At 65.7% G+C, this 22,351-nt stretch carries 20 protein-coding genes; 4 read left to right on the forward strand and 16 right to left on the reverse strand.

Translation table 11 applies throughout. The features are described 5' to 3' along the window. Positions 1–4 precede the first annotated feature (4 nt). The 14 genes from ACRSCF_RS06860 to ACRSCF_RS06925 all read right to left on the reverse strand — a co-directional run bounded on the left by ACRSCF_RS06860 (position 5) and on the right by ACRSCF_RS06925 (position 17,085). Positions 5–937 (reverse strand): type II secretion system F family protein, encoded by a 933-nt coding sequence (locus tag ACRSCF_RS06860; protein ID WP_034363837.1) that lies wholly within the window; start codon positions 935–937, stop codon positions 5–7. Positions 938–947: 10 nt separating this feature from the next. Next, the gene (locus ACRSCF_RS06865; RefSeq protein WP_034363835.1) at positions 948–1,817 is read right to left on the reverse strand and encodes a type II secretion system F family protein; all 870 of its coding nucleotides are present in this window, start codon (positions 1,815–1,817) and stop codon (positions 948–950) included. Next, positions 1,814–3,571, reverse strand: a complete 1,758-nt coding sequence (locus tag ACRSCF_RS06870) for an ATPase, T2SS/T4P/T4SS family (protein ID WP_034363833.1) — start codon at positions 3,569–3,571, stop codon at positions 1,814–1,816. The genes ACRSCF_RS06865 and ACRSCF_RS06870 overlap by 4 nt, the downstream gene beginning before the upstream one ends. After that, the gene (locus ACRSCF_RS06875; RefSeq protein WP_244387890.1) at positions 3,568–5,796 is read right to left on the reverse strand and encodes a pilus assembly protein N-terminal domain-containing protein; all 2,229 of its coding nucleotides are present in this window, start codon (positions 5,794–5,796) and stop codon (positions 3,568–3,570) included. Before ACRSCF_RS06875 ends, ACRSCF_RS06870 begins: the two co-directional genes overlap by 4 nt. A gap of 51 nt (positions 5,797–5,847) precedes the next feature. Then, entirely contained in the window at positions 5,848–6,864 is a 1,017-nt protein-coding gene (cpaB, locus tag ACRSCF_RS06880; RefSeq protein WP_244387891.1) for a Flp pilus assembly protein CpaB, read from the reverse strand. Between the two features lie 10 nt (positions 6,865–6,874). Then, on the reverse strand, positions 6,875–7,054 hold the full coding sequence (locus ACRSCF_RS06885; RefSeq protein WP_016451162.1) for a hypothetical protein: 180 nt from the start codon (positions 7,052–7,054) through the stop codon (positions 6,875–6,877). After that, positions 7,051–7,782 carry a hypothetical protein gene (locus ACRSCF_RS06890; RefSeq protein ID WP_223275335.1) on the reverse strand — a complete coding sequence of 244 codons (732 nt, stop codon included), beginning with the start codon at positions 7,780–7,782 and terminating at the stop codon, positions 7,051–7,053. Before ACRSCF_RS06890 ends, ACRSCF_RS06885 begins: the two co-directional genes overlap by 4 nt. A gap of 14 nt (positions 7,783–7,796) precedes the next feature. Continuing rightward, positions 7,797–8,609, reverse strand: coding sequence for a hypothetical protein (locus ACRSCF_RS06895; RefSeq protein WP_034363832.1), 813 nt, complete (start codon positions 8,607–8,609; stop codon positions 7,797–7,799). Further along, complete coding sequence (locus ACRSCF_RS06900) at positions 8,606–10,081, reverse strand: pilus assembly protein TadG-related protein (RefSeq protein ID WP_244387892.1); 1,476 nt, start codon at positions 10,079–10,081, stop codon at positions 8,606–8,608. The genes ACRSCF_RS06895 and ACRSCF_RS06900 overlap by 4 nt, the downstream gene beginning before the upstream one ends. 12 nt (positions 10,082–10,093) lie before the next feature. Next, positions 10,094–10,360: a Flp family type IVb pilin gene (locus tag ACRSCF_RS06905; RefSeq protein WP_034363829.1), complete on the reverse strand. Its 267-nt coding sequence runs from the start codon at positions 10,358–10,360 to the stop codon at positions 10,094–10,096. A gap of 750 nt (positions 10,361–11,110) precedes the next feature. Continuing rightward, the gene (gene queF / locus ACRSCF_RS06910) at positions 11,111–11,959 is read right to left on the reverse strand and encodes an NADPH-dependent 7-cyano-7-deazaguanine reductase QueF (protein WP_016447808.1); all 849 of its coding nucleotides are present in this window, start codon (positions 11,957–11,959) and stop codon (positions 11,111–11,113) included. Between the two features lie 156 nt (positions 11,960–12,115). Beyond that, positions 12,116–13,000, reverse strand: coding sequence for a 2OG-Fe(II) oxygenase (locus tag ACRSCF_RS06915; protein WP_016447807.1), 885 nt, complete (start codon positions 12,998–13,000; stop codon positions 12,116–12,118). Positions 13,001–13,078: 78 nt separating this feature from the next. After that, complete coding sequence (gene yaaA / locus ACRSCF_RS06920; protein ID WP_016447806.1) at positions 13,079–13,864, reverse strand: peroxide stress protein YaaA; 786 nt, start codon at positions 13,862–13,864, stop codon at positions 13,079–13,081. Between the two features lie 107 nt (positions 13,865–13,971). After that, positions 13,972–17,085 (reverse strand): Rne/Rng family ribonuclease, encoded by a 3,114-nt coding sequence (locus tag ACRSCF_RS06925; protein WP_034363825.1) that lies wholly within the window; start codon positions 17,083–17,085, stop codon positions 13,972–13,974. A 535-nt stretch (positions 17,086–17,620) separates the two neighbouring features. Here ACRSCF_RS06925 and ACRSCF_RS06930 point away from each other — a divergent pair. The 4 genes from ACRSCF_RS06930 to ACRSCF_RS06945 are packed head-to-tail and all read left to right on the forward strand — an operon-like array spanning position 17,621 to position 20,859. After that, complete coding sequence (locus tag ACRSCF_RS06930; RefSeq protein WP_026062977.1) at positions 17,621–18,682, forward strand: RluA family pseudouridine synthase; 1,062 nt, start codon at positions 17,621–17,623, stop codon at positions 18,680–18,682. Between the two features lie 24 nt (positions 18,683–18,706). Beyond that, entirely contained in the window at positions 18,707–19,393 is a 687-nt protein-coding gene (locus ACRSCF_RS06935; RefSeq protein WP_016451169.1) for an HAD family hydrolase, read from the forward strand. A gap of 49 nt (positions 19,394–19,442) precedes the next feature. Then, positions 19,443–19,811: a Rieske (2Fe-2S) protein gene (locus ACRSCF_RS06940; protein WP_016451170.1), complete on the forward strand. Its 369-nt coding sequence runs from the start codon at positions 19,443–19,445 to the stop codon at positions 19,809–19,811. Between the two features lies 1 nt (position 19,812). After that, positions 19,813–20,859: a S49 family peptidase gene (locus tag ACRSCF_RS06945; RefSeq protein WP_016451171.1), complete on the forward strand. Its 1,047-nt coding sequence runs from the start codon at positions 19,813–19,815 to the stop codon at positions 20,857–20,859. Positions 20,860–20,940: 81 nt separating this feature from the next. On the opposite strand, the gene ACRSCF_RS06950 is transcribed toward ACRSCF_RS06945, so the two are convergent. Together ACRSCF_RS06950 and ACRSCF_RS06955 are read right to left on the reverse strand one after the other, a co-directional pair. Continuing rightward, positions 20,941–21,732, reverse strand: coding sequence for an SAM-dependent methyltransferase (locus tag ACRSCF_RS06950; protein WP_034363822.1), 792 nt, complete (start codon positions 21,730–21,732; stop codon positions 20,941–20,943). Then, positions 21,729–22,349 (reverse strand): Maf family nucleotide pyrophosphatase, encoded by a 621-nt coding sequence (locus tag ACRSCF_RS06955; protein ID WP_034363821.1) that lies wholly within the window; start codon positions 22,347–22,349, stop codon positions 21,729–21,731. The genes ACRSCF_RS06950 and ACRSCF_RS06955 overlap by 4 nt, the downstream gene beginning before the upstream one ends. Positions 22,350–22,351: the final 2 nt, after the last annotated feature.

Below are 22,351 nucleotides of genomic sequence, written 5' to 3' on the forward strand. Positions count from 1 at the left end.
TGCATCACAGTCCCGAGTTCAGCAGCTTCATCGCTATGGGGAACAGCAAGACGATGAAGGTGCAGGGAAAGATGAAGGCGATCAGCGGAAACAGCATCTTCACGGGCGCTTCCATCGCGAGTTTTTCCGCGCGCATGAAGCGTTCGGAGCGGCGCTGATCAGCCTGTGCCCGCAGCACGGGGCCGAGGTTCATGCCCATGCTCTCTGCCTGGATCACGGCGGAGGTGAAGTTGGCGACGCTCGGCTCGTTCAGGCGCTCGGCCATGCCGCGCAGTGCTTCGGCACGCGCCTTGCCGGCGCGTATGTCGCGCAGCACGCGCTGGAATTCGTCGCGCACCAGTCCCTGGGGGCCTTTGGCCACGGCCTGGGTCATGGCGCCCTGCATGTTCAGGCCGGCTTCCACGCACAGCGTGATGATGTCCAGGAAGAAGGGCAGCATGCGCAGCAGTTCGCGCCGGCGCACGGCGATGCGATCCCTGAGCCAGATGGCGGGGTAGGCCCAGCCCAGCAGTGCGCCTGCGGCCATGGCCTGCAGATAGATGGGCAGGGCGATGTGGCGTGCACCGCCATCGGCGCCCCGGGGCAGGCCGTCGAAGCTGGAGACCAGCCACCAGGCCGCCAGCGCGGCCACCCCGGCGCCGACGATGCGGCTGGCGATGAATTGCGCAGGGCTGAGCGCGTAGTCCAGTCCCGCCTGTCGCAGCCGCAGTTGCACGGCTTGCGCGGTTCTGCCCGTTCCGAGCCGGGGCGACAGGTGGTGGCTGATCCACTGGATGGGCCACCAGACCATGCGCAGGGCCAGTGGCGGCGGATCCTTGTAGCTGCGGTCCTCGGCGGGAACGCTGCTCATCGAGTGGCCCAGGAGCCAGGCCACCAGGGCAGCACTGAGTCCGGCTGCCACAGCGATCAGGGCGAGTATCACGGTGTTGGAGTCCATGGTGCGGCCTTCAGACGTCGATGGCGACGATCTTTCGGATGACATAGATGCCCATGGCCTCGAAGCAGGCGATCACGGCCAGCGCCCCCCAGCCCACGCGGGAGTGCCAGAGCATGGACATGGCTTCAGGCTCCATCCGGTCGAGGATGAGCATGAGGACGAGGGGCAGGGCGCCGACGACCCAGGCCTGCAGTTTTCCCTGGGCGGTGAGGGAGCCGATCTTGGCTTCCATTTGCAGCCGGCTGCGCACGGTGGAGGCCGTGCGTTCCATGGTCTCGGCCAGGCCGCCTCCGGTTTCGCTGGCGATGCGCATGGCCGAGGTGATGAGCACGGTGCTCTGGGTGGGCACGCGCAGGCTCAGGTGATTGAGTGCCTGTTCCAGGGATACGCCCAGGCGCTGCTCGCGCAGCATCAGCGAGAACTCCTGGCTCAGCGGCGGGCGGGATTCGGCTACAAGCTGGGCGATGGCGCTGCTCAGGCCAATGCCGGCGCGCAGGCCGCCGCTGAGCATCATCAGCGCATCGGGCAACTGCTCTTCAAACTTGCGCAGCCGGCGCTTGCGCATGTGCCGGTACAGCAGCCGGGGCAGCAGCCCCAGCGCGAAGAAGGCGGGCACAGCCAGCAGATGGCTGCCGCTGACCAGCCACACCAGCACGCCGCCCAGCGACATGACTGCCAGGTTGGCCAGGAAGAGTTTGCGCGGGTCGATGAAGAGGAAGAATTCCGCGGCCTGAAAGCCGGCGCGCTCCGTGAAGCCGGCCCGGTAGCGCCTGAGCGTGGAGCCTCCCAGGTCCAAGGTCAGCCATGTCAGCAGACCGACGCAGAGGGCGACCACGGCCGTGATCAGGGCCAGGACGGTGTCTGGCGAGAGCCCGCTCATGGCCGCTCTCCGGCATGCAGGTCCGCGCTCTCGGCGCCCGGACGGAAGATGTCCAGGTCCAGCGCATGGCCGCTGGCGCGCAGTTCGTCGTAGAAGTGGGGAACGACGTCGCAGCCGGTGAACAGGCCCTGCACCTTGGCCAGGCCGTTGGCCTGGGCGGCGTAGCCTTTGTTGGCAAAGCGGAACAGCTCCTGCAGCTGGATCTTTCCGCTTTCCATGCCGCTGACTTCGCAGATGTGGGTGACCAGGCGTGTGCCGCAGGCAAAGCGGGTCTGCTGCACGATGATGTCCACGGCGCTGGCGATCTGCTCGCGTATGGCTGCCAAGGGCAGTTCCATGCCGGCCATCAGCACCATGGTCTCCAGCCGGGCGAGCCCGTCGCGCGGGGTGTTGGCGTGCAGCGTGGTCAGAGATCCCTCATGGCCCGTGTTCATGGCCTGGAGCATGTCCAGCGCCTCGGCGCCGCGGCATTCGCCGACCACGATGCGGTCCGGGCGCATGCGCAGGGTGTTGCGCACCAGTTCTCGGATGGGCACGCCGCCCTTGCCTTCGACATTCGCGGGGCGCGACTCCAGGCTGATCAGGTGCTCGTGGGCCAGCTTGAGTTCGGCGGCGTCCTCGACGGTGATCACGCGTTCGCCGGACGGGATGAAGTTGGACAGGATGTTGAGCAGCGTGGTCTTGCCAGACCCCGTGCCGCCCGAGACGATGATGTTCTTGCGGGCCTCCACGCAGATGCGCAGGAAGTCGGCCATGGCCGGGCTGAGCGCGCCGAACTGCACAAGGTCGGCGGCATTGAGCTTGCGCCTGGCGAACTTGCGGATGGTCAGCGTGGAGCCCTTGAGCGCCAGCGGCGCGATGATGGCGTTGACGCGCGAGCCGTCCTTGAGCCGTGCATCGACCATGGGCGAGGATTCGTCGATGCGCCGGCCCAGCGGTGCCACGATGCGCTCGATCACGCCCATGACGGCGCGATCGCTGGTGAAGCTCAGGGCATGCTTTTGCAGGCGCCCCGCGCGCTCGACATAGATTTCGTCGAAGCGGTTGACCATGATTTCGCTGACCGTTTCGTCGGCCAGCAATTCCTCCAGCGGCCCCAGCCCCACGGCCTCGTCCAGAACCTGCCTGCGCAGCGCGTTGCGGTCCAGCTGGGCCGGTATCTCGTCGTCCATGTCCTGCAGCGTTCTGGCGATGAGCCGGTCCGCCTCGGCGCGCAGGTGTTCGTCGGACATGCTGGAGACGTCATGGCGGCGCAGGTCCATGGTGTCGATGAGCTTGGTGTGCAGGCGCTTGCGCCATTCGAATTGCAGCGCCTGAAAGTGGGCTTCCCCGGGCTCGGCTGCCGCAGGCTCGGGCGCGTCGGCAGGCGCTGCCAGCGCCGTGTCCTGTGTGCTCTGCATGGGCGCTGTGGTGGCGGCATGCGCTGCGGCCGGTACAGGAAAAGGCGCGGCTTGCGGCTCTTCACCGCTGTTCAGGATGCGCAACTGGAACGGGCCAATGCCGATGAGGTCGCCGTTTTGCAGCGGGCCGTATTGGGCGGTGATGCGCTGACCGTTGACCAGCACGCCGCCGAAGCTGCCTGCGTCGTCGATCAGCACGCCCGAGGGGCTGGTGAAAAGGCGTGCATGCTCCTTGGCAAGGCGCCAGTTGTCCAGGCGGACTTCGCACTGGGAGCCTTTGCCGATGGAGCACATATCGGGCACGCTCAACGGCTGGCGCCGGCCGTCGGGGTGGATGATTTCAAGGTCGATCATGGGGGGCTGCCGGTTGCGGAGGTCAGGGGAGAAAGCCACTGGGTCTCGGCCCAGCCCAGCCGGTCATTGATGCGCACGGCCGAGAACTGGGCCTGCGGGGCCTGGGGCAGCACCTGCACAAGGCTGCCCACGGGCAGGTTCTGGAGGACGGGGGCGTTGATGTCGGGGGACACGCGAAGGGCAAGCCGATCAAGGCCCACGCGGTAGGTGCCTGGTGCGGAGTGGCCCGTGGTGGCGCCGGATTCATGGGGCGTGAGAGCCCGGCCTTGCCGCGCCTGGCGCGCATGGGGTCCGTCGGGTGCGGGCTTCATGCCGGGGACGTGCGCGACGGGCTGCAGGCTTTCATCGCGCACCCAGCCCGTCAGGGCTGCGACCGCCACCGCGCGCCAGCCGGAGTGCGGGTTGTGGGCGGCAGATGAACCGGGTGCGGCACGCACGAAACTGCCTTGGCCCAGTTGCAGCAGGGTGTCGCTTTGCGCCCGAGGTTCGGCATGCAAGGCCAGCCCGTCATGCACCACGCGCCAGTGGTTGACCAGCGGCTGGTCCGCTGCTGCCGCGGAGGCCAGCGGGTTGCCGGTGTGCGGCAGGGCGGGCCAGTGTTCGGGCAGGGTCGCGGTGGCCGGTGCGGGCAGGGGCCGCACTGGCGCGGGGAGTTCCTGCACAGGCGCCGCGATGCTGGCGCTTGCGCTGGCCACAGGCAGGGGCGCCAGCCGGGGAGGATGCTCGGGCGCAGGGCCGGGTTCGGTCAGGTAGGGCTGGGGACCGTAGCGCTGGCCCAGGCGCGCACCGGCGTCTTCCACGCGCTGCAGCAGGCCCGGCGAGCGGCTGTTGATCACCGTGGGCGTGACGAAGACCACCAATTCGGTCTCTTCGTTCTGGAATCGCTGGGACCGGAACAGGGCACCCAGCACGGGCAGGTCTCCCAGGAAGGGAACCTTGTCGACGTTGTCGCCACCCTTGCGCGACAGCAAGCCGGCCAGCACCATGGTCTCGCCGTCCTGGACGTTGAATTCGGTGAAGGTGCGCCGAGTGCTCAACCCGGGCCCCGAGGGCGTGGAGAACGATGGGTCGATGTTGCTGACCTCGCTGTCGATCTCGGCCCTGATGACGCCGTTGCGGTCCACGCGCGGCGTGATGCGCAGCTTGACGCCGTAGGGCTTGAACATGACCACGGGGCCGTAGATCGTGGCCACGGAGTACGGATATTCGCCACCGGCCAGGAACTCGGCCTTGGAGCCATTGCGCGCCGACAGCTGGGGCTGGGCAAGAATGCTGGCCTTTCCGTCGCGGGCCAGCAGGTCCAGCTTTGCGGTCAGGCCCATGTTGACGGCGGTGAGGATGTTCAGGCCTCGGGGCAGCGGGCCTTTGTCACCGCTGTCCGGGGTGATTGGCGGGTTCTGGACGCCGATGACCAGACCGGGCTGATGGCCGCGCCGCGCCGGCGCCCAGATGCCTCCCACGCTGGCCCCGCCCTGGGAGGTCCAGCGCAAGCCGAATTCGCGCAGCTCATTGACCGGGAATTCGACCACCTTCACGTCCATGAGCACCATCTGCTCCCAGCCGATCTGGTTGGTGAAGTTGATGATCTGCGGGTAGTGCTTTCTGAGGTCTTCGATCTTCTTGAGATCGACATCGCTGAGATGGTCCCCTTCGACCACGACCTTGTCACCGATGATGGAGGCCCGTGCGTTGGGGATGGTGCTGAGAAAGGCTGCGATCTCGCGCGCATGGCGGCTTGTGTCGCCGCGCACCACATGGATCTTGACGCGCTGATATCGGCCGTCGGCGTTCCACACGAACAGCGAGGAGGTGCCAACCTCGTTGGCGAAGATGATGACCTCGCGCTCGTCCAGCGCGGCGGCCGTCAGCACCCGGCCATTGCCCACGGCAATGCGCGCCACGCCGGGGCTGGGGAAGACGCGCGATTCGCCCACGAACATCTCGATTTCCGGCACCTGAGCCTGGTCGTCCGGTTTCTGTATGGGGCGGTACGGCTGGCCCGCCGCAGCCTCGCGGCTGGGCACGCCCTGCAGCGTGGGCGCGAATCCACCCGGCATGCCGAGGGATTGCGCAGAGCCTGTTGCATCCTCTGGTATCTGGGCTGTTGCCGGGCCGGCCAGGCTCCAGCCCAGTGCCAGCACGAAGCCGCAGCGCAAGGCATGCAGAAAGGGCGTTGGACTGGAGCGGGCGGACAGGGATGCAGTGGGGGCTGAACGGATGGACATTGGGATCAGGCGCATGGAGCGAAGAAAAAGGCAGGAGCAGGTGAGGCGCCGTCAGCGAGGCAACGCGCCTGGCTGGATCGGGAAGGACGCGGGAAAAAGGGGAGCCTGGCCTGGTTGCAATGCGGCTTGCGGGGCTGGCTGCACAGGCGTGGGGGCTGCGGCTGCCTCGGGCGGGCCTTCGCCGGCATCGGGGGCCTTGTCCTGGCGCAGCAGCAGGTCTTCGGGCTTGAAGTCCAGGCGGCGCCCGCCATAGAGCACGGGAACGGTTCGGCCCGGCGATTGCGCTGCGCCCGCTGTCTGAATCAGGGACTGCACGTCGCCTGCCAGGCCCAGCAGGGCGGCCATGGCCGCGCTGTCTCCTTCGACAACCTCCGAGTCCTTGGGGTTGCGCAGCAAGGCGGTGATCTTTCCCGCCTCGCGCGCGATGATCACGCTGCGGGCCTGCGCCTGGGTGGTGTCCAGCGTGACGGTGGAATACTGGCGCCGCTCACCGCTTCTGGGGTCATCCACGGACCGCTGGCCGGTGGCCATGACCTGGACGTTCTGCAGCAGTGGAAAGGTGGTCTTGCGGCCTTTCTGATCCAGGGTGAGCATCAGGTCGATGGCATCCCCCGGCTCCAGCAGGCCCGAGATGGAGTTGATCTCGTCCACATGCACGGTGATGGCGCGCCGCCCTACCTCGATACGGGCCGAGAAGGTCGGCACCTTGTCGCCTTCGAGCAGGTTCCACAGCAGGATGTCGCCGTGCTGCATGCCATGCTCCAGCGCGCGGCCTGCAATGCGGGAAAAATCCTCGGGGCCGATGGCCAGCGAGTGCGCGTAGTCGTGGGGAACGTCGCGCACGGCAATGGTCTCCTTGGAGATGGGCTCGCCTTTGCTGAGATTGCGCTTGGCAACGATCAGCTGCCGGGTTTTGCTTTTTCCGCGCGCTTCTATGGTCTCCATCTGGCGATGCAGGTAACTGCGTGCAATGACGGCTGCGCCCAGGCCGATGGCCAGGGCCATGGCAAGAGCGACCCAGGTTTTGTTGGGACGCAGGGCGGTGATTCGGGCGAGTGCGGAGTTCATGGCTGACGGGTCAAATGGGCAGGGAGAGGGCGAAGCTGAACTTCTGGTAGGCAGCCTGCAGGGCGTGCAGCAACTGGTGCAGCACGCTGTTGCTGTCCACCATGCCGACGCCCAGCGCGAAGGCCAGGGCCGCGCAGACCACGGCGTACTCCACCGAGGACTGGCCGCGCAGGCGATGGGCAAGCTTCATGGCGTGGTCTCCACCGCCACGCTGGTGACGAGAACGATGCTGGTGAGGCCCAGCGCATTGCGGGAAATGACGGCCGTCGCCTCTTTGCCCGGGCCGCGCATCAGCACCGTGATGGCGCCGGTCTCAGAGCCGAACGCGTGGGCCTTGGTGTCTGTGGCGGCGTCGAAGCGGCGTTCCAGCGCATAGCCCTGCTCCTGCAGCGCCGCAGTGAGGCGTTGCGCATTGAGCGCTTCGCCGTGCCTGTTCGTGGCAACGAGATGGGTGGACAGCTGGCCACCGTCCTGGGTGTTCAGCAGGCTGGCGATCTCGGTTCCCGCTGGCAGCAGGCGCCGCCATCGGGCTCTTTCCTCCTGGCTGCGGGCCTTACTGCGCAAGGCTGCGCGCAGGTGGGTGACAGCGACAAGGCCGCGCGTGCCGCCGTCGGGGGTGGGTTCCAGTCGGATGGTGAGGTAGTGCTCGCCCTGGGCGCGGCCCAGAATGCGCTGGCCATCGCGCTGGTCGTCCATCAGGGGCTGGCCCAGGGTGCGAACAAACCAGTCGCCGGTCTGCCGGGGTGTGCTGCGGGTGGCGAAGCCGGTCAGCCGCATGGGCAGGCCGTCCAGGTCCATCTGCTGGCCGATGTGGTAGCTCCTGGCGTGTTCGGGCAGCGGGATCTCGGGCCAGTTGGCCTGGGCCAAGGCATGGGTGAGCCCTGGCGTCAGCAGGCCCAGGCAGATGGAGCGGAGCATGCGGGCCGTTGTCATCATTCGGCCCTCAGCCTGTCTGCCGGAACGATGTCCTGCCACCGGTCCAGGCGTCCGAACTTGGGGGCCGGCACTTCCATCAACTCGAAGACCGGTATGGCCACATCCAGCAGTGTCTCCACCGGGGAGAACAGGCTGTTGAGCGGCGCCAGCCGGCCGAACCGATCCATGGTCTGCTCCACGGAGCGCGAGGCCCAGGGCTCGATAAGCACGCTGGTGTGGCGTGTGACGCGCAGGTTCAGTTGGTCGAAGGGGGGGTAGCTTTGGATGCCTGCGGGCAGGTTGGCCAGGGGCACGGAGATGTTGGCGCGGTATATGCCCTGGGCGCGCAGGTCAAGCTGTGTGTGGCTGGCCAGGGGGACTATGCGAAATGGCACGCCGTCCCTGCTGGCCTTGAAGGCATTGCTGTGCGCTGTGGACTGGCTTTCGCCAAAGCTGACCGAGATGGTTGAAAAACGCGGGATCAGCGGATTGCCTGCAGGGTCCGTCCACAGCGGATTGCGGTGCGCGTCGAAATCACCTGCCGTGTCGCCCGTCTTGATGGGGGCATCGGGGCGGCTGAAGTAGCGCCTGCGCACTTCGGCTGCCAGTTGGTCAGGCTGCTTGGAGCTGCCTGCCGCGTCGTTGTGCACCGTGGCATCGAAGGCCGCATAGCGGCTGGCCATCTGGGTGGCATGGGCAATGTCCTGGTACTTGCCGATCATGGGCATCAGCAGGAACAGGCCCAGCAGGGGCGCTGCCATGGCCAGGAATTCGACCAGGGCCTGGCCTGCCTGCCGCCTTGGGTAGCGGGCGCGGTTCAGGAGGTTCATGGGATCTGCCCTCCCTGGCGTATCTGCTGGCCAAGTACATCGGTTTGGGAGTGGATAAGGCGTACCTGCCAGTAGGGGTTGAACAGGCTGGGCAGCTCCAGCGGGAGCCCCTGGCTTGCGCCATAGCGGTTATGACGCTGTGCCAAAGGGCGTTCGAAGAACACTTCGGACGTGGCAACGGCGACCATTTCGCCTTGGGCGACCTGGCTCTGATAGGCGTTGATGCGGCTGTCTGAAGTGCTGGTTATCTGGCTGGCGCTATCGGAGGTGCGCAATTGGCTGTGCGCCCGCGACAGGCGCACGCTGAACCGCAGCGTGGGGTCGTTCTTGTCCAGTTGCGGCTGGCTCAGGTCGTAGTAGCTGGGCAGGCCGGTGTATTGGCGCCACTTGTTGGATGAGGCCTGGCTGGACGCCTTTGCGTTGGTGCGCGCACCTCCCAACCAGGCGCCTGAATCATCCTGATCCTCGGGATGGGCCTGCTGTTCGCCCCAGGCAATGGGCTCCTCCCTGAGCCGGCAGCGTGGGATGAGTCCACCCCTTCGCTGGGCGCGCCAGAAGGACTCAGTGTCTTCGGCGATCCACTCGTCGTAGTTGACCAGTTCGGTGCCGCCGCGTCGGCGCACCTCGCTTTTGCGCTCTCTCGCAATGCAGATCTCGTCTGGGCCGGGCACTTCTGCCTCGGCCGTCCAGACGCGTTCCTTGGTGAATCTGTCGCTGTGGGCCGCATACACGGCCAGCTCTGCCATGCGGCCCCGGTCCTTGCCGGTATAGCTTTGGGTAAATCCATCCAGGTCGTCAGTCAGCGCCACGGCGATGCCAGGGCCCAGGGGCAGCACCTTCACGCTGCCGTCGCCCGCGTAGTTGGCCTGGGCCACGTCCTGCATAACGCTGCGGCGAATGCTCTGCAGGTAGGAGCGGGCGTGCAGCAGGTTGTGCGCCTTCTGTATTGCCTGTTTGTTGGCCTCCACGGCTGTGACCGTATCGAATGCCAGCGACGGCACCATCTTGGCCATCTGCTGGATGTACTGGCCCGCGTACTGCACGGTGGCGTAGCACATGATCGCGTACATCTCGTTGTAGTGGAATGCAGCACCGATCAATGCGCCCCAACCGGTGTAGTCAGCACATTCGGGGAACTGCGTGGGCAGGTTCTCCGCGTGGGTCTGTGCGTATTGCGCCCACGAGGACAGGCTCACCATCTGCGCCACCAGCACCTCGTTGGCGATCAGGGCGCGATTGCCGTAGGCCTTGAAATTCATCGCCCGCGCGTGCATCACGCCGGCGCTGTAGGCCACGGCATCGGCCGTGCTGACGAGCTTGGTTTTTTCCTGGGAGAGCTGGCCGGTGTTGAACAGAAAGAACAGCGAGGCCAGTGCACCGATCAGGACAAAGATGCCGTAGATCAGTGCCTGCCCGCGTTGCCCGTCCCGCCTCCGTATCCGACCGCCGCGCAGGGTGGTGATGGTGCACATGGGCAGGCCCGCTTACTTGTTCTCGTAGGCGTCGAGGCCTTTTTCCTTGCGCTCTATATCGGCATTGCCGGCGGCGGCTTTTGCGTCCTTGATGGCCTCCTTGGCGGACTTGCCCGCGACTTCGTTGGCGATGCCCGATGTCTGGGCGCGGATGGTTTGGCCAAAGTATTGGTAGACGGCAATGGCGGCCACACCAATCAGGGCCACGATGATGATGTACTCGGTCATGCCTTGGCCGCGTTGCTTGCGAGATTGCAGTGATGTATTGAAGGTGGTCATGCAAAAGCTCCTGTGCTGGTGGAAGAAATCTGTAGGGACGTGAGCAGGCAGACGCAGGGCCGCAGCCGTGCATCGCAGAAAACGGGAAAAAGGGAAAACGCAATTCATGAATAAGCGGGCACCAGGGCGGTGGCTGGCGGTTCTTCCGAATTGCGCATGTGCAGGGAATCAGCCTTGCCCAGGCACAGGGCCTTGGCGTCAGCGCACTGCGTCAAGGCGCTGAATGAAAGCGATGCATGGATGGTCTCTCCCTCAAGGTTGGCGGTGGACTGCCGCTTTGGCGCTGTGCGCCAGGACAGTTCTGCGTGGGGCATTGGCAGGAAAAAGGCACCTGCCTATGCCTGACTTTCAGGCGGCGATTCATTGCTGCCTGAAGTCATTTCTTGTGCCGCCAAGCCTATGAATTTTTTTCTCGCTTGTCTCTAAGACAACTCCTGACGATGTTTCTGAATGCATCGACGGAGATTTTTGCTGCCATTTCAATAGCAAGCTATTTAGTGAATTCCGTGTTTTCGACGATCCATCCGTGGCAGATAAATCGAGGCGAAATAGGCTCAAATAGGGTGATCTGAAAAGTCAATCTGAATCGATGCAGGACGATTCCTGTTTTTCAGAATTCAGGTGCGGGCCGCCGACAGGAGCCTGGGCGCGGGGCTCGATGGGCAGGAGTGCGTGCATGCCGCTGCGGCGTCTGCATGCCGGTGAAAAGCTTGAAATGACGGCCGGCTTGAGGATGGCCGGCCGCCTCTTTTACTGCCGTGCAGAGCGCACGTTGGCCGGCAGCGCGCCAGGATGGCTGGTGCGGAACGGGTTGATGTCCAGGCCGCCACGGCGCGTGTAGCGTGCGTACACCGAGAGCTTGATGGGGCGGCAGCGGGTCCAGATGTCCATGAAGATGCGTTCCACGCATTGCTCATGGAATTCGTTGTGGTTGCGGAAGCTCACCAGGTATTGCAGCAGGCCTTCCTGGTCGATCTGCGCGCCGCTGTAGCGGATCTGCACGCTGCCCCAGTCGGGTTGGCCCGTGACCAGGCAGTTGCTCTTGAGCAGGTGGCTGACGAGGGTCTCGGTGACGGGCGCTTCCTCGTGGTTGGCGTGCAGCAGCTCTGGGGCGGGCTGGTACTGCGTGCATTCCACGTCCAGGCGGTCCAGCAGCAGGCCGTCCAGTTCCTGCACCATTTCCTGGTCGAAGCGGTCCAGGCCGATGATCTTCACGCCGATGCTGCCCTTTTGCTCGCTGCCTCGCCATAGTGCTTCGGCCAGGTCGGTGCGAAGGCGTGCCTGGACTTCGGCCGCGTCGGCCAGGCGGGTGTTGTTGAAGCTGTTGAGGTAGAGCTTGAACGACTTGCTTTCGATGAGATTGGGAGTCTCGCAGGGAATCGTGAAATGCACGAGCGCCACCTGCGGCTTGCCGCGCAGGTTGAGCCAGGACAGTTCGAACGCTGTCCACAGGTCGGCGCCGAAGAAGGGCATCTGGCTGCCCTGAATGCCGATTTCCTCGCGCTTGGGCGCGCGGGGCAGGGGGAACAGCAGCGAGGGGGCGTACTGGTCGATGTAGGCAGAGCTTTTGCCCAGCTGGGATTGTTCGGGAGTGTTCATGGAAAAAGGGCCGGCCGTGCCGGCGCTGGTCAGGCCTGGACGGTCCGCGCGGAGCGCGTGGACCCAGGCTTTGAAGCTAACTGAATTTCCATGCCCGCAGGCATGGGCGGCCATATAAGGTCAATAAGGGTGGGTACGCCCGGGTTCGCTGGCTCTTCAGTGGAATTCGCGCTCGCGCAGCCATTTGGTGGCGATCCATTTTTCGCCGGCCAGCACGGGCGCGCCGCCGTGCAGGGTGCGCGTGGAGGGGTCGGGGCGCTCATAGCTGAAGAAGACGGCGTTGCCCCGGCGCGGAACCACTTGAAGCGGCACTTCGGGGAAGATGGTGGCGCCGCCGCGCTCGGGCTCGTTCAGGTAGATGACCAGCGTGCCCACGCGCTGGCCGCCGCGCTTGAGGATGGTGGGCGTGCCGGGTTCGCCGGGCGCGAAGTAGTCGTGGTGGGGCTTGTACTCGGCGCCCGGGCCGTAGTGCAGCACCTGCAGGCCTTCGCCGTGGTCCAGCGGCCAGCGCAGCAGGCGGGCGATGCGTTCTTCCAGCTGGCGGACGATGCCGGTTTCCCCGCGCTGGAAGAACATGCCGTTGCTGGTGCGGTCGTCATTGATCTCTTCACCGCCGCTTTGCGTGGCCACGGTGAGCGAGCGCGCCATGCGCGGACGCGCGGCGGCGATGATGGCGTCGCACTCCTCATGCGAGAGCAGGTTGCCGAAGACCACGATGCGCGGGTTGCGCATGCTGACCAGTACCTGGACCTTGCGGTCGCCGACATCGATGCTGGTGGGGTCCTGGGAGAGGTCCGGCTCGGGCAGCGAGGAGGCCGAGACGACGACGGCCGGTGGCGCCGCTTCGCCTTGGTGGGGCAGGTCCAACGCCCGCCGGGCCAGTTCTTCGCTCCAGCCCACGTCGCGCATGGAGCGCAGCAGGGCCGCAGGCCCTATGCCGGATGCGCGCTGGTCGCGTACCCATTGCATGAGTTCAGGCGTGAGACCCGCCGGCAGGTCCTGCGCGGTGCTCGGGGAATCTGGTGAGGATTTGAGGCTCATGGCGTGCAGTGCGGCCCTTGCCGCAGTGAATGGACTCCAAAGGCATCGAGGCCGGGGCCGGCCGGTGGCCGGCGAGGCTCAGTCAGCGGTCTTGCGGCGGAACACCAGGCGCGCAGGCGTCGAGGAAGCTGGCGCCAGTGCGTAGCCTTCCAGATCGAAGGCTTCGAGTTCAGCCGCGCTGCGAGCGCGTTGCTGTATGGCAAATCGTGCCATCAGCCCGCGCGCGCGTTTGGCATGGAAGCTGATGATCTTGTAGGCGCCGTTCTTGTAATCCTCGAACGCGCATTCCACCACCGGGGGCTTGAGGTGCTTCAAGTCTACCGATTTGAAGTATTCCTGCGAAGCCAGGTTGACGACGACGCGCTCGCCCGCCGGCTGCCGGGCCGCGCGCTGGTTCAGGTACTCGGCAATGCGGCTGCCCCAGAACTGGTAGAGGTTGCTGCCATGCGCGGTCTCCAGCCGGGTGCCCATTTCCAGGCGGTAGGGCTGCATGCGGTCCAGCGGACGCAGCACGCCGTACAGGCCGCTGAGGATGGCGATGTGCTGCTGCGCCCAGTCCAGGTCTTCGGCGTCCAGGCTGCGCGCCTGCAGGCCTTCATAGACATCACCGTTGAAGGCCAGCAGCGCCTGGCGGGCATTGGTGGCCGTGAAGCGAGGGCTGAAGGCCTCGTAGCGCGCCACGTTGAGCGCAGCCAGCTTGTCGCTGATGCCCATGAGTTCCGACAGTTGCTGCGGCGATTGGCGGCGCAGCACTTCGATCAGCTCCAGCGGCTGTTCGGAGAAGACGGGAAGCGTGTGTGGCAGCTTCGGCGGCAGCGGTGTGTCGTAGTCCAGCGATTTGGCGGGGGAGAGCAGCAACAGCATGGCGGGACGCAAGCTCCAGGATAGAGAGGGAGGAAAGACAGATGGACGGGGGTGGCGGCAGAAACAAACAGGGGCCGCGAGGGCCCCTGTGTCGTCACTGTCTGTGGTCAGACATGGGCCACGCCCTGCGGTTGCTGCTCGAATGGCAGCTGCAGGTCGCTCAGGTCCTTGCGTGTTTCCACGAGGATCAGAGGACCATCATCCAGCACGACCATGGGCGGGCGCTCGCGCACGACGCGCTCGGGCTGCGGTTCGGCCGCGATGGCTGCCTGCGCAGCGGCCACCTTGTCGGCATCGGAGCCCACCCATTGCAGGCCCGAGGCGGCGGCCAGCGCCTGCAGCTCGGACACGGGCAACTGGTAGGCCTGGACCTTGGGCAGGCCGCGTTCTGCGGTTGCCTCAGAGGCCTTGGCTGCAGCGGGCTCGGCTGCGGCAGAAGCAGCAGAAGCGGCAGGTGCAGCAGGTGCTGGCACGTCTGCCGTCACGGCAGGGGCCGCCACAGGGGCCGGTGCGACCGGCGCGAAGGCCGCGCTCTGCTGCTCGGGCACCGCGACGGGTTGCTGCACTTCCACAACTGCCGCAGGCTGTGCGGCCACTGTGGCTTCGGCCACGGCTTCGGGGGCCTGGACTTCGGCAGCAGAGTTGGCGGCGTTGAAGTAGCTGCGACGGGCTGGCTGCTGGTCCTGCTCGGGCACGGAGGCCTCGAAGGACTGCACGGCTTCGCCTTCGGCTTCACGCGGCGCGCGCTCTGCACGGTCACCGCGATCGCCACGCTCGCGGCGGTCACGGCCGTAGCGGTCGCGCGAACGACGCTGGCGCGGCTGCTCTTCGCCGGAGGCGGGAGCAGCGTTGTCCAGGGACTGGTCCTGCTGCTGGGCCTGGTTGTCCAGCTTTTCTTCGGACTCGGGCGCGACTTCGAACTGACGGGGCTGGCGCTCGCTGCGTTCACCGCGTTCGGCGCGATCTCCACGCTCGCCTCGTTCACCGCGCTCGCGGCGGCCTTCGCCGCGCTCCTGGCGGTCGCCACGCGGCGCGCGCTCGGGACGCTGCTCGAGGGTGCTGCCATCTGCCGCCAGGGCTGCGGAGGCGTTCACGGCCTCCAGCGGCTGGCGGTTTTCGCCGTCGCGGCTGCGCTCGCCACGGCCGCGGCGTTCGCCGCGGTCGGTGCGTTCACCGCGCTCGCCACGATCCGGGCGCTCACCACGTTCACCGCGTTCCGTGCGCTCGCCACGCTCGGCATTGCGGCGGTTGCGATCGCCACCGCCAGCCTGGCGCTCGGCGTTGGGGGCGCCTGCGCGCTCACCGCTGCGCTCGGTGCGCTCACCACCACGCTCGCCATTGCGTTCGTTGCGGCGGCCACGGCTGTCGTTGCGGCCGTCACGGCGACCTTCGCGTGCGGGGGCTTCGGCAGCCGGCACGGGCGCTGCGACCGGCGCAGGTGCCGCGCCAAAGCCGAACAGGCTCTTGAGCCAAGCAAAGAAGCCTTGTTCGCGGACCACGACGGGGGCGGCGGCCGGTGCGGGCGCTGCCGCCGTGGCTGCAGGCTTGGCGTCGCGCTGCTGGCCGTTGGCCGGGCGGTTGCGGCTGCCTTCGGGGCGAGGCTCGGCAATGGGAGCCGGCATGTCCGGCAGCACACCCTTGATCATGGGTGTCTGCTTGTTGGTGGGCTCCTGCGAGCGGCGTGTCACCGTGGTTTCGGTGTCCAGCTCTTCGGCCAGCTTGTAGCTGGCTTCCATGCTTTCCAGGCGCGCATCGTCGTGCTTGAGGCGCTCGAGCTTGTAGTGCGGCGTGTCCATGGACTTGTTGGGGACCATGATCACGTTGACGCGCTGCTTGAGTTCGATCTTGGTGATCTCGCCGCGCTTTTCGTTGAGCAGGAAGCTGGCCACTTCCACGGGCACCTGGCAGTGCACGGCGGCCGTGTTGTCCTTCATGGACTCTTCCTGGATGATGCGCAGGATCTGCAGCGCAGAGCTTTCCGTATCGCGGATATGACCGGAGCCGCCGCAGCGCGGGCAGTTGATGTGCGCGCCTTCGGACAGGGCGGGCTTGAGGCGCTGGCGGCTCATTTCCATGAGACCGAACTTGCTGATGGTGCCGAACTGCACGCGCGCACGGTCCTGGCGCAGCGCGTCGCGCAGGCGATTCTCGACTTCGCGGCGGTTCTTGCTCTCCTCCATGTCGATGAAGTCGATGACGATCAGGCCGCCCAGGTCGCGCAGGCGCATCTGGCGCGCGACTTCGTCGGCGGCTTCCAGATTGGTGCGGGTGGCGGTTTCCTCGATGTCGCCGCCCTTGATGGCGCGGGCCGAGTTCACGTCGATGGAGACCAGGGCTTCGGTGTGATCGATGACGATGGCGCCGCCCGAGGGCAGGGTCACGGTGCGCGCGTAGGCCGATTCGATCTGGTGCTCGATTTGGAAACGGCTGAACAGGGGGGCATCGTCACGGTAGCGTTTGACGCGGGCGGCATGCTCGGGCATGACGTGCTGCATGAACTGCTGCGCCTGCTCGTAGATGTCGTCGGTGTCGATGAGGATGTCGCCGATGTCGCCGTTGAAGTAGTCGCGGATGGCGCGGATCACCAGGCTCGATTCCTGGTAGATCAGGAAGGCGCCCTTGGCCGACTTGGCTGCGCCATCGATGGCGTTCCACAGCTTGAGCAGGTAGTTCAGGTCCCACTGCAGCTCGGGCGCGGTGCGGCCGATGCCGGCGGTGCGCGCAATGATGGACATGCCCTTGGGGTACTCGAGCTGGTCCATCGCCTCCTTGAGTTCGGCACGGTCCTCGCCCTCGATGCGGCGCGAGACGCCACCGCCGCGCGGGTTGTTGGGCATCAGCACCACATAGCGGCCGGCCAGCGAGATGAAGGTGGTCAGGGCCGCGCCCTTGTTGCCGCGCTCTTCCTTCTCGACCTGGACGATCAGTTCCTGGCCTTCACGGATGACTTCGTTGATGCGGGCCTGGCTGGGCGAGACGCCTTCGGCGAAATACTGCTTGGAGATTTCCTTGAAGGGCAGAAAGCCGTGGCGGTCTTCGCCGTAGTCGACGAAGCAGGCCTCAAGGCTGGGCTCCACGCGCGTGACCACGGCCTTGTAGATGTTGCCCTTGCGCTGCTCGCGTCCTTCGATCTCGATCTCGTAGTCGAGGAGCTTTTGTCCATCGACGATGGCAAGGCGCCGCTCTTCCGACTGCGTGGCGTTGATGAGCATCCGTTTCATGATGCGTTTCCTTTATTCGTTTTCTCTGGGGCGCGCCGGGGTGCAGCCTCTGCTGCCAGACCGTCACGCCTTTGACTTGTAATCAAAGACAGGCTCGCGAGGGAGCCGAGATGCCGGACTGACGCATTGAAACGAAAGGAATCGCCGAATGCCTTGCTTCTTGAGACCTGGCTCAAGTCAGCAATGGGGGCAAGGGCAGGGGGACGAGAGCGATGAGAGAGGCACGCCGTCCAGCTTCAAGCGAAGCTGCTGCACGTGCAGGGCAGGCGGGAGGCTTGGGGGCGGCAATGATCCTGGGCGCAGGCGTTTTCCTGCTCCACAGCGTGACCATCCATGCCCAAAAGATCCACATGCTCGCTTTTGATCCGCTGGCAGCGGCGGACGCCGGGTCCGACCCCTTCTGCCAGCTTGAGATTCCGTATCAGTGTTTCAATTCGTCAGCCACAACCGATGCAACGACGAACTTCGCAGGCCATCTTTTCCTGCTGTTTCGCGTGCATGACACCGGATGGCATCGACCTGCCTGTGCGGGGAAATGGTTGTTTGGACTAAACTCCATGAGAATCAACCACTTATAAATAGTTCGGCACAGGTGAAACACATTATAGAGGGCAAACCGGCAGACGACCGTTCCCTGAACGCAGCCACTGCCGCAGTGCGGCTGATCGAAGTCGATGACGATTCGGCCGGACAGCGGTTGGACAACTTTCTCATACGCCATCTCAAGGGCGTTCCCAAAACCCATGTCTATCGCATCATCCGCAGTGGAGAAGTGCGCATCAACAAGGGGCGCGTCAGTGCGGAAACCCGCGTCTCGACCGGCGATGTCGTTCGCGTGCCGCCCGTGCGCATTTCCGAAAAAGCCGCCGAAAAGGCCGAGCGGCCTGCACCCGCCAGGGATTTCCCCAGTCTGCTGGAAGACGAGCATCTGATAGCCATCGACAAGCCTGCCGGTGTGGCCGTGCACGGGGGCTCGGGCGTGAGTTTTGGCGTCATCGAGCAATTGCGCCAGGCGCGGCCGCAAAGCCGCTTTCTGGAGTTGGTGCATCGGCTCGACCGCGAGACATCCGGCATCTTGCTGGTGGCCAAGAAGCGCTCGGCGCTGACGCATCTGCAGGACCAGTTCCGCGAGCGCGAAACCGGCAAGACCTATCTGGCGCTGGTCCAGGGCACCTGGCCTGCCAATCGCAAGGTGATTGATCTGCCGCTGCACAAATACCTGCAGGCCGACGGCGAGCGCCGCGTGCGGGTGACCACGGCCGATGATCCTGACGGCATGCGCTCCGTCACGCTGGTGCGCGTTCGCAGCACGCTGGCGCCCCAGCCCCTGCTGGGTCTGCCGGCCATGAGCCTGCTGGAGGTGACCATCAAGACCGGGCGCACGCACCAGATCCGCGTGCACCTGTCCAGCCAGGGGCACCCGATTGCGGGGGATGACAAGTACGGGGACTTCGACCTGAACCGCCGGTTGCAGAAACAGGGGCTCAAACGCATGTTCCTGCACGCATGGCGGCTACAGTTCACACACCCGTCCAGTGGTGAGCGGGTGGAATTGCGCGCCGAGCTTCCCGAGGAGCTGGCCCGTTTCGCCGGCTGACGCCGGATTTGACTCCTTGCAGACATGACAACTCCTGGTTCTTCCGAGATATACCGTGCGCGCCGCTTCGACCTCATTGCCTTCGACTGGGATGGGACGCTGTCGGATTCCACCGCGGTGATCGTCAAGTGCATTCAGGCGGCCGTGGCCGATGTGGGAGGCACGCCCCCCAGCAATGAGGCGGCCTCCTATGTGATCGGCATGGCGCTGATGCCGGCATTGGCGCGTGCGGCGCCCGATGTGTCGCCCGAGAAATACCCGGAGCTGGGCAACCGCTATCGCCACCATTTCATCAAGCACCAGGACGACATCAGCCTGTTCGCCGGCGTGCTGCCCATGCTGGCGGCGCTGCGCGAGCGCGGCCACCTGCTGGCCGTGGCCACGGGCAAAAGCCGGCGCGGTCTGAACGATGCGCTGCAGGACCCGCAACTGCGCGGCATGTTCGACAGCTCGCGCACGGCGGACGAAACCGCCGGCAAGCCCAACCCGCTGATGCTGCAGGAGCTGATGGCCGAATTCGGCGTGGAGCCTGGCCGCGTGCTGATGATCGGCGACACCACGCACGACCTGGAACTGGCCCGCAATGCTGGCTGTGCCAGTGTGGGCGTGGGCTATGGCGCGCATCCCACCGACGGCTTTGGCGTGCTGCAGCCGTTGCATGTGGCGCAGAGTGTTGCGGATTTGCATCAGTGGCTGCTGGCCCATGGTTGAGTCGTCATGCCCGCGTCAGCGCGGGAATCCATGCTTGTGAGGTGCGCTGGTGACCGTTGATCGCATCGTTTTGTGTGCCAGCGAGGCCTTGCAGGAAGGTGCGAATGCCGTGCCTTTCGACGTGGTCTACGCGGGGCATGCCTGCCGCGCATTCGCCATCCGCTTCGAGGGACAGGCGCATGCCTATCTGAACCGCTGCACGCACGTGGCCATGGAGATGGACTACCAGCCAGACCGCTTTTTCGATGATTCCGGGCGTTGGTTGCTGTGCGCAACCCATGGTGCGGTCTATGCGCCGGACAGCGGCGCCTGCGCTGGCGGCCCCTGCCGTGGCGGCCTGGTGAAAATCTCCCTGAGCGAAAGCGCGGGGGTGGTGCACTGGCATACTGCCGATAACCTGAAACCCGTCGAGTTCTGACATGACTTCCCCCATACCCCCGGAAAATCCTGGCTCCGCATCGCACCCTTCCCCGGGTGCGGACCTGTGGGCCCGGGCCACGCCCGCCGCGGCGGCTGCCGATGCGCGAACGGCGGCATCGAGCGGCTGGGAGCGGGACGTTCTGGAAAAGCTGGTCTTCGCCACCATCAACGAGCAGCGCGCCTCGCGCCGCTGGCGCCTCTTCGGCCGCCTGCTGTGGACGGCACTCATCCTGGTGGTCCTGTGGGTGCTGTTTGCCAAGGACACGGCGACCACGACCAGCTCCTCTCCGCATACCGCAGTGGTCGAGGTCAAGGGCGAGATCGCTGCAGGCGCCGACGCCAGCGCGGAATTCGTGGTGGCCGCCATGCGCAGCGCCTTCGAGGACTCGGGCTCGCGTGCCGTCGTGCTGCTGATCAACTCGCCAGGCGGCAGCCCGGTGCAGGCCGGCATCATCAATGACGAAATCGTGCGGCTCAAGGGCAAGTACGACAAGCCCCTGTATGCCGTGGTGGAGGAAACCTGCGCTTCGGCTGCTTATTACATTGCTGCCGCGGCCGACGAGATCTTTGTCGACAAGGCCAGTATCGTGGGCAGCATCGGCGTGCTCATGGATGGCTTCGGCTTCACGGGCGCCATGGAAAAGCTGGGCGTGGAGCGCCGCCTGCTGACGGCTGGCGAGAACAAGGGCTTCCTGGACCCGTTCAGTCCCATGTCCGAAGCACAGCGCGCCCATGCCCATCAGATGCTGGGTCAGATCCACTCGCAGTTCATCAATGTGGTCAAGGCCGGCCGTGGCGATCGCCTGCACGAGACGCCCGAGACGTTCAGCGGCCTGTTCTGGACGGGTCAGCAGGCCGTGGAGATGGGCCTGGCCGACAAGCTGGGCAGTCTTGACTACGTGGCCCGTGAGGTGGTCAAGGCGGAAGAGGTGGTGGATTACACGCGCCGCGACAACGTGGCCGAGCGCCTGGCCAAGCGTTTTGGCGCGGCCTTCGGTGGAGGTGCCGTTCAGGCGCTGCGCTCCAGCCTTCCGTCTCTGCGCTGATTTCCCTGGCGTCTGCCAAGATGCAAAAAGCCCGCCTTCTTGTGGAAGGCGGGCTTTTTTTGCTCATCGAGTAAGACAGTCTCAGCGACCGATGGAAAACACCACCGGCGTGCGGTTGTCCGGCACTTCCTTGTGCTGGCGCCATTCGCGCACCAGACGGCTTTCGATGCGGGCGCTCTCCAGTGTCAGGCCGCAGGCCAGCGCCAAACGGGTATGGGGTTGCAGCGTCTGCAGCAGGGCCTGCCACAGCGCGGCGTTGCGGTAGGGCGTCTCTATGAACTGCTGGGTCTGGCCTTGGCGCAATGCCAGGGTTTCAAGCTCCTTGATGCGCTGAACCCGCCCGCCAGCGTCCTGCGGCAGGTACCCCACAAAGGCATAGTTCTGTCCGTTGAGTCCGCTGGCGGCCAGGGCCAGCAGCAACGACACCGGACCGATCAGGGGCACGACCCGTATGCCCAGATCATGCGCGGCGCGCACGATGGAGCTGCCGGGGTCGGCCACGGCGGGCATTCCGGCCTCGCTGACCAGTCCCATGTCGTGGCCCAGCAGCAAGGGGGCGAGCAGTGGCTTGGCATCGAAGACCGCTGCGCCCTTGTCGCCGTGGTCGCCCTTCTTGTGGGCCTCGCGCGGCAGTTCTGTGATCTGCTGGGCTTGCAAGGGTTGGGCCAGGGCGTGCAGTGCGTCAATGCGCTTCAGGTAGGCGCGCGTGCTTTTGGCGTTTTCGCAGATCCAGTGGGTCAGGCGTGCAGCGGTGCGCAGTGTTCCATCGGGCAGGACCTGCGTCAGCGGCGTTTGCTCGTCGCAGCCGAAGTCCAGCGGCGCGGGCACCAGATAGAGCGTTCCTCTGGTGGGTTGGGTTGCAGCATCGTTCATGGCAGCACGGCTCCTGCGGCGCGCAGCAACTGGCAGGTGCGGATCAGCGGCAGGCCGATCAGCGCCGTGGGGTCGTCGCTGACGATGGCATCCAGCAGGGCGATGCCCAGTCCTTCGCTCTTGGCGCTGCCTGCGCAGTCATAGGGCTGTTCGGCGCGCAGGTAGCGTTCGATCTCCGCGTCGTTGAGATCACGAAACCGGACCTGGACGGTGACCACATCGGTCTCGGCAAAGCCGCTTTCCCGGCAGACCACGCTCACGGCGGTGTGGAAATTCATCTGGCGCCCGCTCATCTGGCGCAGTTGTTCGGTGGCGCGCTCGTGGGTGCCGGGCTTGGACAGTGGCATGCCATCCAGCTCGGGTACCTGGTCGGAGCCGATGACGACGGCGCCCGGGTGCAGCGCCGCCACGGCCTGTGCCTTGGCCAGGGCCAGTCGCAACGAAAGTGCATGCGGTGTTTCGCCGGTCAGCGGTGTCTCATCGACTTCCGGGGGCACGGTCTGGAATGGTAGTTGCAGCCGCTCCAGAAGTTCGCGGCGGTAGCGTGAGGTGGAACCAAGGATCAGGGGGCGTGCCAGGCCGGGAGCCTGGGCTAAGGCGAGGTGGGAAGCTTGCATGC

This window comes from Delftia sp. 11MD (assembly GCF_050907895.1).
Lineage (GTDB): Bacteria > Pseudomonadota > Gammaproteobacteria > Burkholderiales > Burkholderiaceae_C > Comamonas > Comamonas tsuruhatensis.